At 57.9% G+C, this 15,279-nt stretch carries 16 protein-coding genes and 1 riboswitch; of the genes, 1 reads left to right on the top strand and 15 read right to left on the bottom strand.

The genetic code is table 11. From position 1 onward, the window contains the following. Positions 1 to 6 precede the first annotated feature (6 nt). The 3 genes from ABVT35_RS07980 to dctP form a co-directional block, all read right to left on the bottom strand. Complete coding sequence (locus tag ABVT35_RS07980; protein ID WP_368465753.1) at positions 7 to 1,329, bottom strand: TRAP transporter large permease; 1,323 nt, start codon at positions 1,327 to 1,329, stop codon at positions 7 to 9. Next, positions 1,326 to 1,979, bottom strand: coding sequence for a TRAP transporter small permease (locus ABVT35_RS07985; protein ID WP_368465754.1), 654 nt, complete (start codon positions 1,977 to 1,979; stop codon positions 1,326 to 1,328). Before ABVT35_RS07985 ends, ABVT35_RS07980 begins: the two co-directional genes overlap by 4 nt. Positions 1,980 to 2,058: 79 nt before the next feature. After that, positions 2,059 to 3,096 (bottom strand): TRAP transporter substrate-binding protein DctP, encoded by a 1,038-nt coding sequence (gene dctP / locus ABVT35_RS07990; RefSeq protein WP_368465755.1) that lies wholly within the window; start codon positions 3,094 to 3,096, stop codon positions 2,059 to 2,061. A gap of 496 nt (positions 3,097 to 3,592) precedes the next feature. Here dctP and ABVT35_RS07995 point away from each other — a divergent pair, with 496 nt between their 5' ends. After that, positions 3,593 to 4,399 carry a DUF2189 domain-containing protein gene (locus ABVT35_RS07995; RefSeq protein ID WP_368465756.1) on the top strand — a complete coding sequence of 269 codons (807 nt, stop codon included), beginning with the start codon at positions 3,593 to 3,595 and terminating at the stop codon, positions 4,397 to 4,399. Between the two features lie 74 nt (positions 4,400 to 4,473). On the opposite strand, the gene ABVT35_RS08000 is transcribed toward ABVT35_RS07995, so the two are convergent. From ABVT35_RS08000 to ABVT35_RS08055, 12 genes are all read right to left on the bottom strand, one after another. Then, a complete protein-coding gene (locus tag ABVT35_RS08000; RefSeq protein WP_368465757.1) occupies positions 4,474 to 4,857 on the bottom strand; it encodes a cytochrome C oxidase subunit IV family protein in 384 nt (127 codons plus the stop codon). Between the two features lie 9 nt (positions 4,858 to 4,866). Further along, positions 4,867 to 5,589: a heme-copper oxidase subunit III family protein gene (locus ABVT35_RS08005; RefSeq protein WP_368465758.1), complete on the bottom strand. Its 723-nt coding sequence runs from the start codon at positions 5,587 to 5,589 to the stop codon at positions 4,867 to 4,869. Between the two features lie 12 nt (positions 5,590 to 5,601). Further along, positions 5,602 to 6,306, bottom strand: a complete 705-nt coding sequence (locus tag ABVT35_RS08010) for a cytochrome c oxidase subunit 3 (protein ID WP_368465759.1) — start codon at positions 6,304 to 6,306, stop codon at positions 5,602 to 5,604. Then, positions 6,306 to 8,081, bottom strand: a complete 1,776-nt coding sequence (gene ctaD, locus ABVT35_RS08015) for a cytochrome c oxidase subunit I (RefSeq protein WP_368465760.1) — start codon at positions 8,079 to 8,081, stop codon at positions 6,306 to 6,308. The genes ABVT35_RS08010 and ctaD overlap by 1 nt, the downstream gene beginning before the upstream one ends. A gap of 80 nt (positions 8,082 to 8,161) precedes the next feature. Then, a complete protein-coding gene (locus ABVT35_RS08020) occupies positions 8,162 to 8,995 on the bottom strand; it encodes a cytochrome c oxidase subunit II (RefSeq protein ID WP_368465761.1) in 834 nt (277 codons plus the stop codon). 434 nt (positions 8,996 to 9,429) lie between these two features. Continuing rightward, positions 9,430 to 10,137 carry a purine-nucleoside phosphorylase gene (deoD, locus tag ABVT35_RS08025; protein WP_368465762.1) on the bottom strand — a complete coding sequence of 236 codons (708 nt, stop codon included), beginning with the start codon at positions 10,135 to 10,137 and terminating at the stop codon, positions 9,430 to 9,432. A gap of 133 nt (positions 10,138 to 10,270) precedes the next feature. Next, positions 10,271 to 12,085 carry a phosphomethylpyrimidine synthase ThiC gene (gene thiC / locus ABVT35_RS08030; RefSeq protein WP_368465763.1) on the bottom strand — a complete coding sequence of 605 codons (1,815 nt, stop codon included), beginning with the start codon at positions 12,083 to 12,085 and terminating at the stop codon, positions 10,271 to 10,273. A 74-nt stretch (positions 12,086 to 12,159) separates the two neighbouring features. Beyond that, positions 12,160 to 12,279: riboswitch (TPP riboswitch) on the bottom strand. A 67-nt stretch (positions 12,280 to 12,346) separates the two neighbouring features. Continuing rightward, entirely contained in the window at positions 12,347 to 12,751 is a 405-nt protein-coding gene (locus ABVT35_RS08035; RefSeq protein ID WP_368465764.1) for a VOC family protein, read from the bottom strand. A gap of 85 nt (positions 12,752 to 12,836) precedes the next feature. After that, entirely contained in the window at positions 12,837 to 13,055 is a 219-nt protein-coding gene (locus tag ABVT35_RS08040; RefSeq protein ID WP_368465765.1) for a hypothetical protein, read from the bottom strand. 6 nt (positions 13,056 to 13,061) lie between these two features. Beyond that, positions 13,062 to 13,271 (bottom strand): hypothetical protein, encoded by a 210-nt coding sequence (locus tag ABVT35_RS08045; RefSeq protein ID WP_368465766.1) that lies wholly within the window; start codon positions 13,269 to 13,271, stop codon positions 13,062 to 13,064. Positions 13,272 to 13,340: 69 nt separating this feature from the next. After that, positions 13,341 to 13,994: a hypothetical protein gene (locus tag ABVT35_RS08050; RefSeq protein ID WP_368465767.1), complete on the bottom strand. Its 654-nt coding sequence runs from the start codon at positions 13,992 to 13,994 to the stop codon at positions 13,341 to 13,343. 292 nt (positions 13,995 to 14,286) lie between these two features. After that, positions 14,287 to 15,201 carry a DMT family transporter gene (locus ABVT35_RS08055; protein ID WP_368465768.1) on the bottom strand — a complete coding sequence of 305 codons (915 nt, stop codon included), beginning with the start codon at positions 15,199 to 15,201 and terminating at the stop codon, positions 14,287 to 14,289. Between the last annotated feature and the right edge of the window lie 78 nt (positions 15,202 to 15,279).

Consider the following 15,279-nt stretch of genomic DNA (forward strand, 5'->3'; position numbering starts at 1 on the left):
GATTGGTCAGTTACGCATGGCGTCCGGCAGCCAGGTGACGATTTCCGGAAATGCCAGAAGCACGGCAATGGTAATGACGTCGGCAATAAAAAACAGCATGACGCCGCGGAATATCTGGCCCAGTGGAATATCCGGGCGCACGCCGTTGACGACAAAACAGTTGAGACCGATGGGCGGTGTAATCAGGCATACCTCGGCCATTTTGACGACGATAATGCCAAACCAGATGGAATCGAAACCAAGCGCCATGACTGCCGGATAGACCACCGGCAGAGTCAATAAAAGCATGCCGATGGCGTCCATAAACATGCCCAATACCGCATAGGCAATCAGGATACAGATCATGATCACCATCGGATGTGCGTCGAGCCCGGTGATCCATAATGTGAAGGCCTCCGGCAGGCCGGAAAATCCGAGGAAGCGCACGAAGATCAGCACGCCCCAGATGAGCGAGAAGATCATGGCTGTCAGCTTGGCCGATTCCATCAGCGCGCTTCGGATGGTCTTTGCGCCGGTGCCGCGAAACAGCGCCATAACAAACACGACGCCTGCGCCCAGCGCCCCGGCTTCCGTGGGCGTGGCCCAGCCATTGTAGATCGCCGATATGATGATGAGGACGACGAGCATGATTGGAAAAAGGCCGGGCAGGGTGGCAAAGCGCTCGCCCCAGGAAAAGCCGCTCACCGACGGGGCCGCTTCAGGCTTGCGCAGCGACCACGCAACAATGATCGCAGCGTAGATGAGAGCGGAGACCAGTCCGGGAAGGAAGCCCGCCAGCAGTAAGCGGCCGACGGATTCTTCGACAATGATGGCGTAGATGACCAAAATGGCCGAAGGCGGAATCAGCGTCGCAAGTGTTCCACCGGCTGCAACGACACCGGCTGCGAGCTTCTTGTCGTAGCCGTATTTCAGCATTTCCGGAATGGCGACCCGGGCAAAGACGGCCGAAGTTGCAGTCGAGGCTCCGGAGACGGCGGCAAATCCGGCTGTCGCAAACACTGTCGCAACAGCAAGGCCGCCCGGAACCCAGCCCACCCATTTTCGAGCCGCCTCGAAAAGCTGGCGGGTCATGCCGGCATGAAAGGCAAGGAAGCCGATGAAGATGAACATCGGCAGCACACTCAATGCGTAGGTGGAAGATTTTGAATGCGGGATCGTCCCGACGATGCCGGCGGCTGGACCCCATCCAAGAAGTTCGACCAGTCCGAAAAGGCCGGTAACGGCCGCGGCGAAGACGACCCTCACGCCGAGGAATACAAGAACCAGTAACAGGCCCAGCCCGATAAAGCCGACGAGCAGCGGGTCCTGAAATCCAATGCCGAGAATCATGGCTGCACCTGTCCGGATTTATCGTCGGGCAGACTTGCGCCGTCGCCAAGCGCCACTTCGATTTCCTCTTGCGCCTGCTCGGCCACATCCTTGTGGATCGCAACACCTTCGGGGGAAAGACCTGGACTGATGAACAGGCGGATCGAGCCCGCCAGCTGGATGAACAGGCGGATAAACCAGAGGGAAAATGCCACCGGCACCAGCAGTTTCGACGGCCACACGGGAAACTCGGCGTCGATGGTCGTGTCGCCAAGCTGGTAGGCCCTCATGAAATGATCCCAGCCATACCAGATCAACACGCCGACAATGCCAAGACCCACCAGTGTGCTGAGTATTTCGGCCATCCACAGAAACCGGCCCCTGAGGCCGCCGATGAACAGCTCCATGCGAATGTGGGCGCCGAGCCGCTGGCAATAGGCTGCGCCCAGGAAAGCCATCGTTGCCATCGACAGTTCGACCAGATCGATATAGCCGGTAACAGGTGAGTTGAAGATGGTGCGCAGGCCGATTTGCACGATGCCGAGAACCATCAGAACAAAGATCGCGATACCGGCAATCATGTTTGCCGCATTCTCCAGCGGCTGAAACAGTTGACCGAATTTACCGATCGGGCCCAAGCCGGATGACGTCGGGGCGCTTTGCTGTGTCATCATCACCTGCCCTTAGAACGAGAAGGGTTGCCGGAACCGACGTGATTCTTCACTTCCGGTCCCGGCCAGCTGCGAAGGCCTATTGCGCCCTAGCCTCCTCAGCGTACTGCCAGATCGCGTCAAACACACCCTGGGCATCGAAATTGTCCTGGTTGCTCGCGATCCATTCTTCCCAGACGGGCTTGCCGGCAATTTCCTTGAAGCGGGCAAGTTCCTCGTCCGAATAGGTTATTTTCTGCAGTGTTTCTTCGAACACGGGCAGGTTCTTCTTGTCCTGTTCGGCATAGGCCTGCAGCTCCGCGTCCATCACCATTTCCCGGTTGTCCATCAGGAAGTCCTGATACTGTTCGGGCAGCGCATCATAGGCCGTCTTGTTGAACAGCCATCCGCACTCAGATGTTCCGGGTGTCAGGTTGCTCGTGTACCAGTCCGCCTCTTCGCTGATCTTGAAGGCGACATGGGCATAGGTGAACGGAAATGCCGCGGCATCGAGTGCGCCGCGCTGAAATGCCGTCGAGGTCTCGCCCGCGGGCAGGGTGAGCCGGGTGGCGCCGAGCTTTTCCATCGCCGAGCCAAGACCGCCGCCTGCGCGAACACGCAGTCCCTTCCAATCCTCAAGAGATTCAGGTGCGTCCCCCTTGCCAAGGATCTCGTATTGCGGCAGCAGGCCGGAGACATAAGGGATTGCGTTCCATTTCTCCATGTCGGCCACAAGGGCCGGGTGCTCGAACATTTTCGAGCGGACATATTTGTCGACCTGCGGATCGCCAAGCGGCAGGAAAGGCAGCGAGAACACCATGAAAGACGGGTTCTTGCCGGGGTGATAGAAATTGCAGAATGCAGCGCCCTCGAAGGCATTGAGTTTCAGGCCATCGAGATTTTCACGCGATTGGGAAAGCTGCCCGCCGTAGAAAATCTTGATCTGGAAATTTCCGTCGGTTTCAGCCGCCGCTTTTTCGGCAAGCGCTTCCATACCCGCCGACAGTGCGCGCGGATTGCCCCACATCGATATCTTCCAAAATACCTTGGGCCCTTCGATGTTCGCTGCGATGGCAGACGGGCTCAGAACGACAGTGCTCGCCAGCGCACCGGCAAGTAAGGAAATTCGCAATGTCATTAGGTCCTCCCATTATTATAGTTGCAGCCAGACCGGATATCGCTCCTCACGAAAATCTGATTTGACAGGCATAGTGATATTAGCGGCTTAAAATCGGAATTGCAATAATATCGATTTTTTTTAACTAATCGGTTTAATTTCGAGATTTCATACACAATTTATTAAATGTGGATTGCCCGTTTGAGGCGCTGTCGGGATGATTTTTGCAGGCAGGCGGCCCGCGTGAAGCCGCGAATAGGGCGGTTAACAAGTCCTGCCTATATGACGGTAAGCGTAGGGCGCACAGTCGGTTTTTTGCCGGCAAACGATCCCGGGCATTAACCCTGAAGGCCGATCACGTCAAAGCAACAGTGCATTCTCGCGTTCGTGACGCGACAAATCAGCGCAGGGTGGTTATAGTGAAGACGGTGCAGGTCGCGGGGTGCGTGACCGGCTAAGCTAGAAGGCTCCGCTGCGGACCGCGACCATGCCGAACCCGACAAAGGGAGAATTGGTCATGGGGAATATCCACGTCATCACAGATGCCCAAGGGGCTGTGACTCATCCTCAGGTGCAGAAAATCACCAATGCGGATGTCATAGACGCCCTTAAGAAGGGGCTTGATGATTTCTGGGACAAGCCGTCACACTACGTGTTTTTGTGTTTGATCTATCCGATCGTCGGCGTTGTGCTGATTACCTGGACATCCGGCGGCAATGCTTTGCAGCTGGTATATCCGTTGATGGCGGGATTTGCCCTGCTTGGTCCGATCGCAGCGATCGGGCTCTATGAAATCAGTCGAAGACGTGAACAGAATCTCGACACATCCTGGCGGCACGCGCTGGACGTGACGAAATCTCCGGCCATACCGGCAATCCTCGCAGTGGGTGCGATGCTGGTTGTTCTCTTTGTAGCGTGGATGTATGCCGCGCAGGCTCTCTATCAGGGCATTTACGGCCCCTCGATACCGGCTTCCATCTGGGCGTTTGCAGGGGACGTGCTGACGACGCAACAGGGCTGGACGCTTATCATAGTCGGCAATGCAGTCGGCTTTGTATTCGCACTCGTCGTGCTTTGCACAACAGTGATTGCCTTTCCGTTGCTGCTTGACCGCGATGTCGGCGCCTACGCAGCAATTGAAACCTCAGTGAGGGCAGTTGCCGCCAACCCGGTTCAGATGGTGTTCTGGGGACTGATCGTGGCGATCGCGCTTCTGATCGGATCGATACCGCTTCTCGTCGGGCTGGCGATCGTTATTCCGGTTCTCGGCCATGCGACCTGGCATCTGTATCGTAAATTGATAAAAGTGCCTTCCAGCGAATAAGGCGGCAATATCCAACAAAAAACCGGCGCTCTGAGCGCCGGTTTTCTTTTGCGGTCACCAGCGTCGACCGAGATTCAGTTGACCCCGAAATAGGTCATGCGTGTAATGATCGTATAGTCGGATTCAAGCGCCATGATTGCGACGAATGCCAGCACAGCGACCGGCGGCACAATGATCGCGTAGAACAGCGCCAGCCGCTCCCAGGCCATGTGCATGAACACTGCGACGATCAGGCCGGCTTTCAGCATCATGAATATCAGGATAAGGGTCCATCTGAGGTATCCCTGAAGCCCGACATAATCAACGAAATAGGATGCGGCGCTCAGCACGAACAGCCATCCCCAGACAACAAAATAGACCTTGAGCGGATGGTGCTGATGTTGCGCTTCTTCCAGAGCTGCGGCGGCGTCGTCTACAGCGCCGTGAACGGATTCCTCGTAGGCGTCGGTGCGTTCCATGTCACTCCCTCACCACAAATAGAAAAATGCGAAAATGAAGACCCAGACGAGGTCAACGAAATGCCAGTAGAGACCCATGATCTCGACGCTTTCATACTGACCGGGGCGGCTGGTGAAAAAGCCGCGGCGCCCCGTATCATAGTCGCCTCGCCAGACCTTACGCGCCACGATCAGCAGGAATATGACGCCGATCGTTACATGCGTTCCGTGAAATCCGGTGATCATGAAAAAGGATGAGCCGAACTGGGCGGCACCCCACGGGTTGCCCCAGGGCCGTACGCCTTCCGAAATGAGCTTGGTCCATTCGAAGGCCTGCATGCCGACAAAGGTTGCACCCAAAACGGCGGTGACGAGCAGGAAGAGAACCGTCATCGCCCGGTTCTTCCGGTAGCCATAGTTCACAGCAAGCACCATGGTGCCACTACTGGAGATCAGCACGAACGTCATGATCGCGATCAGCAGCAGCGGAAAATTGATGCCGCCGACGTGCAGAGCAAAAACCTCGCTCGGATTGGGCCAGGGCACCATCGTGGACATGCGTGCCGTCATGTATGAAAGCAGGAAACAGCCAAAGACGAAGGTATCGCTCAGGAGGAAGATCCACATCATGGCCTTTCCCCAGGAGGCGCTCTTGAAGGCGCGCTGGTCAGACGACCAGTCGGCGACGATCCCGTCCCAGCCGTCTTTCTTCGTCGGCGTCGGATCGTTTATGTGCTCGCTCGTATGCGCCATGCTCATTCCTTCCTAGACAAGCAACTGCCGGCAAATATCGGCAAATTCGTTCAGCCAGCCGGCCAAGAGGGCGAGGATCACCAGCCAGATCGCCAGCATGAAATGCCAGTAGGCCGTGCAAAGTTCAGTGCTGGTGGTCACCCGTTCCGGATTATCCCTGGTCCATGCCCGATGAGATGTGCGGGCAAGGGCTATCAGGCCGCCTGCGATATGGAGAGCGTGCACGCCGGTGATCAGGTAAAAGAAATTACTTGCCGGATTTGAGGCCGCGAAATAACCCATAGCCGCAATCTGATCCCACGCAAGGCCCTGTCCGATCAGGAAGAGCAGGGCAGCGGCACCGCCGGCCAGGAGATCCTGCCGTAACGCCCGCAAATTGCCTTTGCGCGCAGCCAGAACGGCAAAGTGCAACGCAATACTGTTCAACACCAGCGTTCCCGTATTAAGCCAAAGAATGCGCGGCATAGGCAATGTGCGCCAGTCCGGCAGCTCCATCCGCATGAAATAGGCACTGATGAAGAGCGCAAACAGTGCGCCGACAACGGCTAGGAACACGCCGAGACCGACTTTCGACGCCGGCAGGTTTACGGCTTCTCTGCCCGGAGCAAGGCCCGTTGCCCCGGTCTCCAGCCATGGTTTCGACATCAGGCCCTGCCGGGAGAGCCACCACCCGGCGATCAAGAAAATCACTGCCAGAAAGAGCAGGATTGCGATCATCAGGCCTTACCTCCGGCCGGTGCATTGGGCCACGGATCGTTCTGCGCCAGATAATCTTCCGGTGCGCCCGGAACGCTGAAGTCATAGGACCAGCGATAGACGATCGGCAGTTCCTTGCCGAAATTGCCGTGTTCCGGTGGCGTTGCCGGCGTCTGCCATTCGAGCGTCGTCGCCCGCCACGGGTTGCCGCCCGATTCCTTGCCGTTGCGCATGCTCCAGAAGATGTTGAACATGAAGACAACCTGGGCAAATCCGACGATCAGCGCCGCAACGGTGATGAATGCATTAAGATTGTGCAGGGAGTCCGTCACGAAAGATGCATCGCCAAGCTCGTGATATCGCCGCGGGACGCCAACAAGGCCGACATAATGCATCGGGAAGAAGATTGCGTAGGCGCCGATGAAGGTCACCCAGAAATGGAACTGACCCATCCATTCGTTGAGCATGCGGCCCGTCATCTTCGGGTACCAGTGGTAGATAGCGCCGAAGATCACCATGATTGGCGCGACGCCCATGACCATGTGGAAATGCGCGACCACGAACATGGTATCGGAAAGCGGCACGTCGACCACCACATTACCGAGGAAGAGACCGGTCAGACCACCATTGACGAACGTGACGATGAATCCGATTGCAAAGAGCATAGGCAGCGTCAGATGAATATCACCGCGCCACAATGTCAGGACCCAGTTATAGACCTTGATAGCCGTCGGCACCGCAATGATCAGCGTGGTGGTGGCGAAGAAGAAGCCGAAATAGGGGTCCATGCCGCTGACATACATATGGTGGGCCCATACGATGAAGCTGAGCGCGCCGATGCCGACTATAGCCCATACCATCATGCGGTAGCCGAAGATGTTCTTGCGCGCATGGGTGCTGATGAGATCGGAGACGATGCCGAAGGCGGGCAGGGCGACGATATAGACCTCAGGATGCCCGAAGAACCAGAACAGGTGCTGGAACAGGATCGGGCTGCCGCCGCCATATTCGAGCTGCTCGCCGAATTCGACGAGCGCCGGCATGAAGAAGCTGGTGCCGAGCAGCCGGTCGAAGAGCATCATGACGGCTGCTACAAACAGCGCTGGAAAAGCCAGCAGCGCCATCACCGTTGCAGTGAAAATGCCCCATACCGTGAGCGGCATGCGCATCAGTGTCATGCCGCGCGTGCGGCCCTGTAGAACGGTCACCACGTAGTTGAGCCCGCCCATCGTAAAGCCGATGATGAAGAGGGCCAGGGACACCAGCATCAAAATAATGCCTGCCTGCTGGCCGCCGGGCGTACCGGAGGTGATTGCCTGCGGCGGATAGAGTGTCCAGCCGGCGCCGGTAGGGCCGCCGGGCACAAAGAAGCTGGCGACCAGCACGAGCACGGCAAGCAGGTAAATCCAGAAACTGAGCATGTTGACGTAAGGGAACACCATGTCCCGCGCACCGACCATGAGCGGTATGAGATAGTTGCCGAATCCGCCGAGGAACAGGGCGGTCAGCAGATAGACCACCATGATCATGCCGTGCATGGTGATGAATTGATAATAGGCTTCCGGTGTGATGAAATCGAAGGTACCGGGAAATCCCAGCTGCAGCCGTATCAGCCAGGACAGAACCAGGGCCACCAGGCCGATGGCGATGGCGGTGCCGGAATACTGGATAGCGATGACCTTCGCGTCCTGCGAGAAGACATATTTGGTCCACCAGCTTTTGGGGTGATATAGCTCGACGTCGGGGACTTCCGCAGCCGGAATATCATCGACTGCATGAGGTGTGGCGTCTGCCATAGGTACCCTCCTTCATCATCCGTCGAGGATGTTGCGCCATCCTCTGGCTGTACAATTCCGCCGCATCCGGCGGCAAAACGCTACTGGTCGTTCTTTTCCACCAGGCTCACTTTCACCTCGTCTTGAGACGTCAGCTGCGCGAACGTTTCCTGCTCCTGCAGCCACTCCTGGTAATCTTCTTCGGTGTCTATGACGACAAATCCACGCATATGCGGGTGGCCGACGCCGCAAAGTTCCGCGCACAGGATCTCGAATTCACCGGTGCGTGTCGGCGTGAACCAGAAATAGGTCACCATACCCGGCAGCATATCCATCTTGGCGCGGAACTCAGGCACGTAGAAATCGTGCAGCACATCGGCAGAACGCAGCAGAACCTTTACCGGCTTGCCGATCGGCAGATGCAGGTCATCCCCCTGGATGATCACGTCATCCTGCCCGGCAGCGTCACTCTGATTGACCCCGAGAACGTTGTCGTCAGTGATAAGCCGGTTATCGGAGCGGCCGAGCTTGCCGTCCTCTCCGGGCAGCCGGAAATTCCAGCTCCATTGCTGCGCCAGCACCTCGATTTCGGTCGCTTCCTTGGGCACGCTGACAAATTGCCCCCAGACGATGAGGCCCGGAGCGAGCATGGCCGCAACACCAAGCCCGGTGACGATCGTCAATCCCCATTCGAGCTTGTTGTTTTCGGGCTCGTAAGCGGCCTTTCGCCCTTCCTTGTGGCGGAACCGCAGCACACAATAAGCCATGAACAGGATCACAAGCGTAAAGACGACGCCTGTAATCCAGAACGTAATGATCAACGTGTCGTCGATGTAACCCCAGTTCGACGCTATCGGCGTCCACCACCATGGGCTCAGGACATGGAACACTATTGAGCCGACAACGACCACAACCAGTATCAACGCTATGGCCATTTCCTATTCCTCCCAGGCGGTTTTTCGCTGCCGTGAATAAAGGGCCTTCAAGCTAGGTGCGGCATAATAGCACAGCTTTTCTCAGAAAGCCTAGATGAGGATATTTTGCAAACGGATCTTACGGTATGCGATTGTCGGTGAAAAATTTAACTGTTTGAAATTATTTGTAATATTTAGAAAGAATTCGATTCCTCAATTGTCAAGATGGTTGGAAAAATTGATTTGCTGGCTACGCAACTCGCCGCCAGTTATCCACATGCGGAGAGGCAAAGGAATCGCAATCCGGCAACGGCCGGATCGTCGGATCTCTGTCGCCGACCAGCGCAATACATAGCCGACATACCGGTCCAAATTACACCAATTCCAGACGACAGGGATCGGCGGGCCGGCACAGAATTGCGACGGTCAAATTTGTTAAAATGACCCGCGTTTGCCTATTGCGTCGCAGCCGTCAGCGCCATTTCCACCATTGTATCGAGTGAACTCTCTCTTTCGCTCGGATCGATTTCCTCGCCGGTTATGAGGCAGTCGGAGACGGTGCAGATCGCCAGCGCACGTGCGCCGAAGCGATGCGCCAGTGTGTAGATCGTCGCCGCCTCCATCTCAACGGCAAGCACTCCGTGCCTGGCCAGCGTCTCATAGGACTTGGCCGGATCGTCCAGATAGAATGTATCGGAGGATACAAGCCCGCCAATGTGGCACTCCAGCATCTGCGAAGTGGCAAAGGCGTCAGCGGCCTTCACCAGTTCGAAATTGGCAAACGGCGCATAGGTGTAGGGCGCAAAAGTGTCGTTGTTTATGGCGCTGTCGGTCGAGGCGCTGAGACCGAGAACGATATCGCGCACCTTGACGTCCGTCGTCAGTCCTCCGCTGGTGCCGACCCGGACCAGCGTCTTTGCCTTGTAGACATTGAGCAGCTCGTGCACATAGATCGCGGTCGATGGCTGACCCATGCCCGTCGCCTGCACGCTGACGGGAATGCCCTGCCAGGTGCCGGTATAGCCGAGGCAGTTGCGAACAGAGTTGACGAGCTTCGGGTGCTCGAAGAAGTTTTCCGCGATCCATTTGGCCCGAAGCGGATCGCCGGGCAGCAAAACGATGTCCGCGTAGTCGCCTTCCTTGGCCTCATTATGTGGTGTCATGGTGCATCCCCCTCCAAGCTGCGGAATGGGGAACTATGCCACCGCAGCGCGCTTCGTTCAAACATATACGTTTGAATTCAACACGCTGCAGGCGACGACCCGTCACGCGAAGCGGGCGGGGGCGGTCCGAATGCTAGGCTTCGGAGGATGTTGCTTCGTCAAGCGGCATGTAAAGGTCGCCGCCCTCCTGGAACTTCTTCGCCATGGCGGCCATACCCTCCTTCTGCGCCTCGGCGCGGATGTCGTGGGAAATCCGCATGGAACAGAATTTCGGACCGCACATGGAGCAGAAATGCGCCACCTTGTGCGCTTCCTTCGGCAGTGTCTGGTCGTGGAAGTCGCGCGCCGTTTCCGGGTCCAGCGCCAGGTTGAACTGGTCCTCCCAGCGAAACTCGAAACGCGCCCGCGACAGCGCATCGTCGCGCGCCTGCGCTGCGGGGTGACCCTTTGCGAGGTCGGCGGCATGGGCGGCTATCTTGTAGGTGATGACGCCGGTCTTTACATCGTCGCGGTCCGGCAAGCCGAGATGCTCCTTCGGGGTAACGTAGCACAGCATCGCGGTGCCGAACCAGCCGATCATGGCAGCCCCGATACCTGAAGTAATGTGGTCGTATCCGGGTGCAATGTCGGTCGTCAGCGGCCCGAGCGTATAGAACGGCGCTTCGCCGCAGGTCTCGAGCTGCTTATCCATATTGGCCTTGATCTTGTGCATCGGCACATGGCCGGGGCCCTCGATCATCACCTGGCAGTCCTTTTCCCAGGCGATCTGCGTAAGTTCGCCAAGCGTCTCGAGTTCGGCAAACTGCGCCGCGTCGTTGGCGTCGGCAATGGAGCCGGGGCGCAACCCGTCGCCCAGTGAAAAGGCCACGTCATAGGCACGGCAGATGTCGCAGATCTCCGCGAAGTTCTCATAGAGAAAACTCTCTTTGTGATGATGCAGGCACCATTTAGCCATGATTGAGCCGCCGCGAGAAACGATGCCGGTGGTGCGCTCGGCCGTCAGGGGAACGTGGTGCAGCCGCACGCCCGCATGGATGGTGAAATAGTCGACGCCCTGTTCGGCCTGTTCAATGAGTGTGTCGCGGAAGACCTCGAAGGTCAGGTCCTCGGCAATGCCGTTGACTTTTTCCAGCGCCTGGTAAAGCGGCACGGTTCCGATCGGCACAGGCGAATTGCGGATAATCCACTCGCGGATATTGTGAATGTTGCGCCCGGTCGAAAGGTCCATCACCGTATCGCCGCCCCAGCGGATCGCCCACACCATCTTGTCGACCTCGTTGGCCATCGAGGATGTAACCGCCGAATTGCCGATATTGGCGTTGATCTTGACGAGGAAATTGCGCCCGATGATCATCGGCTCGCTTTCCGGGTGGTTGATATTGGATGGTATGATGGCGCGGCCGCTCGCCACCTCGTCGCGGACGAATTCCGGCGTTACATAATCGGGGATCGCCGCGCCGAAGCTCTCGCCGTCGCGTTGGAGCTTGCCGCGCAATTCCTCGCGGCCGAGATTTTCACGGATGGCGATGAATTCCATCTCGGGTGTGACGATGCCGGCGCGGGCATAAGCAAGTTGCGTGACAGCCTTGCCGTCTTTGGCGCGCAGAGGCCGGTTGCGCACCGGAAATTCCGGCGTCAGCCTGTCGCCGGAGGCAAAGCCGTTATCCTCCGGCTTCACATGCCGGCCGTCGTAAGCTTCAACATCGCCGCGCGCGGCAATCCACGCTTCGCGAAGGCGCGGCAGTCCGGCGGCAATGTCGGTTTTCCTGTCCGGGTCCGTATAGGGCCCGGAACTGTCATAGACGGTGACCGGCGGTTCGCCGGAAGTCGGGTGCAGACCGATCTCGCGCATCGGAATGCGGATATCGGGGTGGATCCTGCCGTGTTTATAGACCTTGCGCGAGGCGGGCAGGGGGCCTTCGGTGACGGTGGGTGTGATGGCGTTCATTTGAATCTCCCTTTGGGGGACCCAATTCACGACACGGCTATGGGGATATGAATGGACGCGATCCGGCCGGTGACCTTCAGGCGGCTGTACCATCCCTACGCCAGCGTTAACTGGATCAGGTTCGATGGGTCGCCGCGCCGTGCTTCGCACTATCGGCCTCTCAGCTCCTTGCCGGAGCTCCCCAGGTATCAAGGACACCATATAAATGTTGGCGATTCGATTCTGTCAAGACGGGTGAGACAGCTGCCGCCGGGCCGGCGGCTATTCCTGCAGCCTCGAAATCAGCGTTTCGTCCAGTTCGGAAATCGCGAAGTCGATATGGATGTGGTTTCCGTCGCAATCGTGGATATTGACCTGAACCACGGGAAAATCCGGAACCGTGTTCATCCCGAATTCTATGTTACGCTCATCGAGCAGCGCAATGAATTGCGAAAGGCCGCTGGCGGTGATCGCGAAATGCTCGATTTTCGGCTCGATGGATTGCGGCTCGTCTCCCGTTCCGATGAGGTGGACGACCGCATGCTCGCCCACATAAAGCCAGGCGCCCGGAAACGGGAAGGGCGGCCGCTCGCCGTCGACCATGCCTAGAATGTCTTTGTACCAGGCAACCATGGCATCGAGATTGGCGGTAACGATATTGACGTGATCAAGTCTTTCCAGGGGCATTTGCGGCTCCGGCTCAGTGTCGCGATCTTCACCAACATTTAGCGGCCTGTGCGCCGATTAAGTCAAGCCGAATGGCAAACGCCGATCACTTTCCTTTCGCCCGCGCCTTCACCCAGCGCCGCGCGGCGATGACCGCCCAGATCCCTTCGGCAATCAGGAACGGATAGGAGCCGATCAGAAAGGCATAGAATGCCGCCAGCGCGCAGCCGAAGGCGAAGATCGCGATGAACACGCTCGAGCGGTCCTCCAGCGCGTAAGCACCGACCATGATGATGATGGCTATGAGGCCGAGAGATTCCGTCACATCAAACTACTGATGCGGCCCGATGTGAAACCGCATTCCCGTTAAAGCTCCGTCCACATATGTCAGCGGGCGATACGCGTAGTAAAGCGCAATCGGGTCATTCGGGAATATCACATAGGTGTTGCCGTCCTGGTCCCAGACTTCAGCATTGGCGATCCGGAGCACGATGTAGCCAAGGACATAAATGCCAATCAGAATCGCCAATATTCTTTTCATGAAAACCTTCCGCAGTCCAACGCGGGAATATAGGAGCGAGGATCGTGGCAAAGTTGTGGTCGGGCCGGGCTACCGCCGCTTTTCCAGTTCCTTGTTTATTTCCTGCCTAAGTTGATCCCGTTTCGGGTCTTCGGCGGTGAATGGTTGCGGATGTTTTTCAACCGACAGATCGAGCCTCGCAATGGCCCGTTTGAGAAACGTTTCCCTTATCTGGCCGTTGGTGGAATCGCGTCCGGTCTGAAAATTGTTCCGGGCCATCAGATAGGCGATCCAGCCGGTTCTCTGCGGGCAATAGCCGAGGGTGTTTGACTCAAATTCGCAGGTTGCGGGACCTGCGCCCTCGAACGCTTCGTTCATTTTGGCTTCGACGCTCAGATATTGGTTGAAGTGTTGCATCTCGCGGGTTTTGTCGCCGCCGGCCCGCGCCGCCTCTCCGGCAAGATAAAGTGCATGGCCGTTGCTCGCAGATGCAGTGAGGATTTTTTCAGCCATAAGGCCGACACAGTTCCAATCGCCGCGATCGCGCGTGCTGTACAGGACCTTGATCATTTCGTCGTCGTTCTGTCCGGCCGTCAGGCAAGCCTGTTGTTCGTCCGGCGCCGGCCAGAGCAGAGGCAACAAGATGATCACCGCAAGCAGAACCGCCACCACGACGGCTGCGGCCGCCAGGATCTTCACATATCCCGGAACGGGCTTTTTCGTGTTTTGCGGTTCCTCGGACATGTCCCGGTTTTCCCTTCCCGATCATGGTTTGACGGCACCCATGGCGCCGGTAGATTTGCCCGAAAGGGCGAATCCGCGTATAAGGCAGGAAGGTTCAATTTAACGGAAGGAGGTGGTCCAATGTCTAGCGTTTTTACGTGTTTCGTTGGGACGATGTTTAAAGGTACGGCAAAGGAGCAGCCTCCGCGCACGGCCTGAAAACCGGACGACGTGACCATGATCGGCGTTGCGCCGGTCCCTTCCGAACACGAAAATGCGGGGCCACCCAACCGGGTGGCCCTTTTTTGTTGCGCTAATCCTTGGTCGCCGGTGCGGGCGGCGTAATCGGGCGGCGCGCGGCAACGGCCTCGCGGTGCGAGATAAAGGTGATGGCGGCAACGACGATGCCGCCGCCGATCAGCACGAACGGGTCCATTGGCTCCCCGAAAATGACGATGCCAAGGGCCGTCGCCCAGACGAGCTGCAGGAAGCTGACCGGCTGGGTCACCGTCAGCGGCGCTGCCCGCAGCGCCCGCGTCATGGTGTAGTGGCCGATCGTCGCGACAATGGCCGTGACCGCCAGCCAGAAGATTTCGCCAAGGCTCGGATTGCTCCAGTTAAGGACCGCGCCCGGCAGCAGCACAAGCGTGCAGAATATCGACAGCATAATGACGATCACGACCGGATCCTCATCCTGCGTCAGGCGCTTGGCGAACAGGAACGACGCGGCAAAAAGCGGCGCTGCAGCGAGCTGAGCGATCTGCCCGGAGGCAATTTCGTGAAAGCCGGGACGCAGGATCACCATCGTTCCGGCAAACCCGACGACGACGGCGGCAACGCGGCGGAAATGCAGCTTTTCGCGAAAGAAGATCGCCGCGCCGATCGTCACGAATATCGGCGCCGTATAGCCGAGCGCCGTCACCTCGGCGATCGGAATGCGGGCCATCGCGAAGAACCACAATATGACGGCGATGCCGTGAACGAGACCGCGCAGCGCGTAGATTCTCATCGATGCGAGCGACGGCGGCTTTTTGATGATCGGCCCCAGCATCGGCACGAACATCAGGACGCCGAACGCATAGCGGATAAAGGCCGCCTCCACCGCCGGAATGTCCGTGCCGATATAGCGCACGATCCCGGTGACGGCGACGAAGCAGACCGACGTCGCGACCATCCAGGCAATTCCGGCCAAAGCTCCTTCGGCGCGCGTATTTTCAACCACGCTCATCGTTCATCCGGTTTGTTGCAGCATTGCGCGGCCCCCTAACCGGCCGCGAAAGAAACGCAGACTGTCACAGCTGCCGGG

The sequence above is a fragment of the Hoeflea sp. TYP-13 genome (genome assembly GCF_040932035.1).
GTDB lineage: Bacteria > Pseudomonadota > Alphaproteobacteria > Rhizobiales > Rhizobiaceae > Hoeflea_A.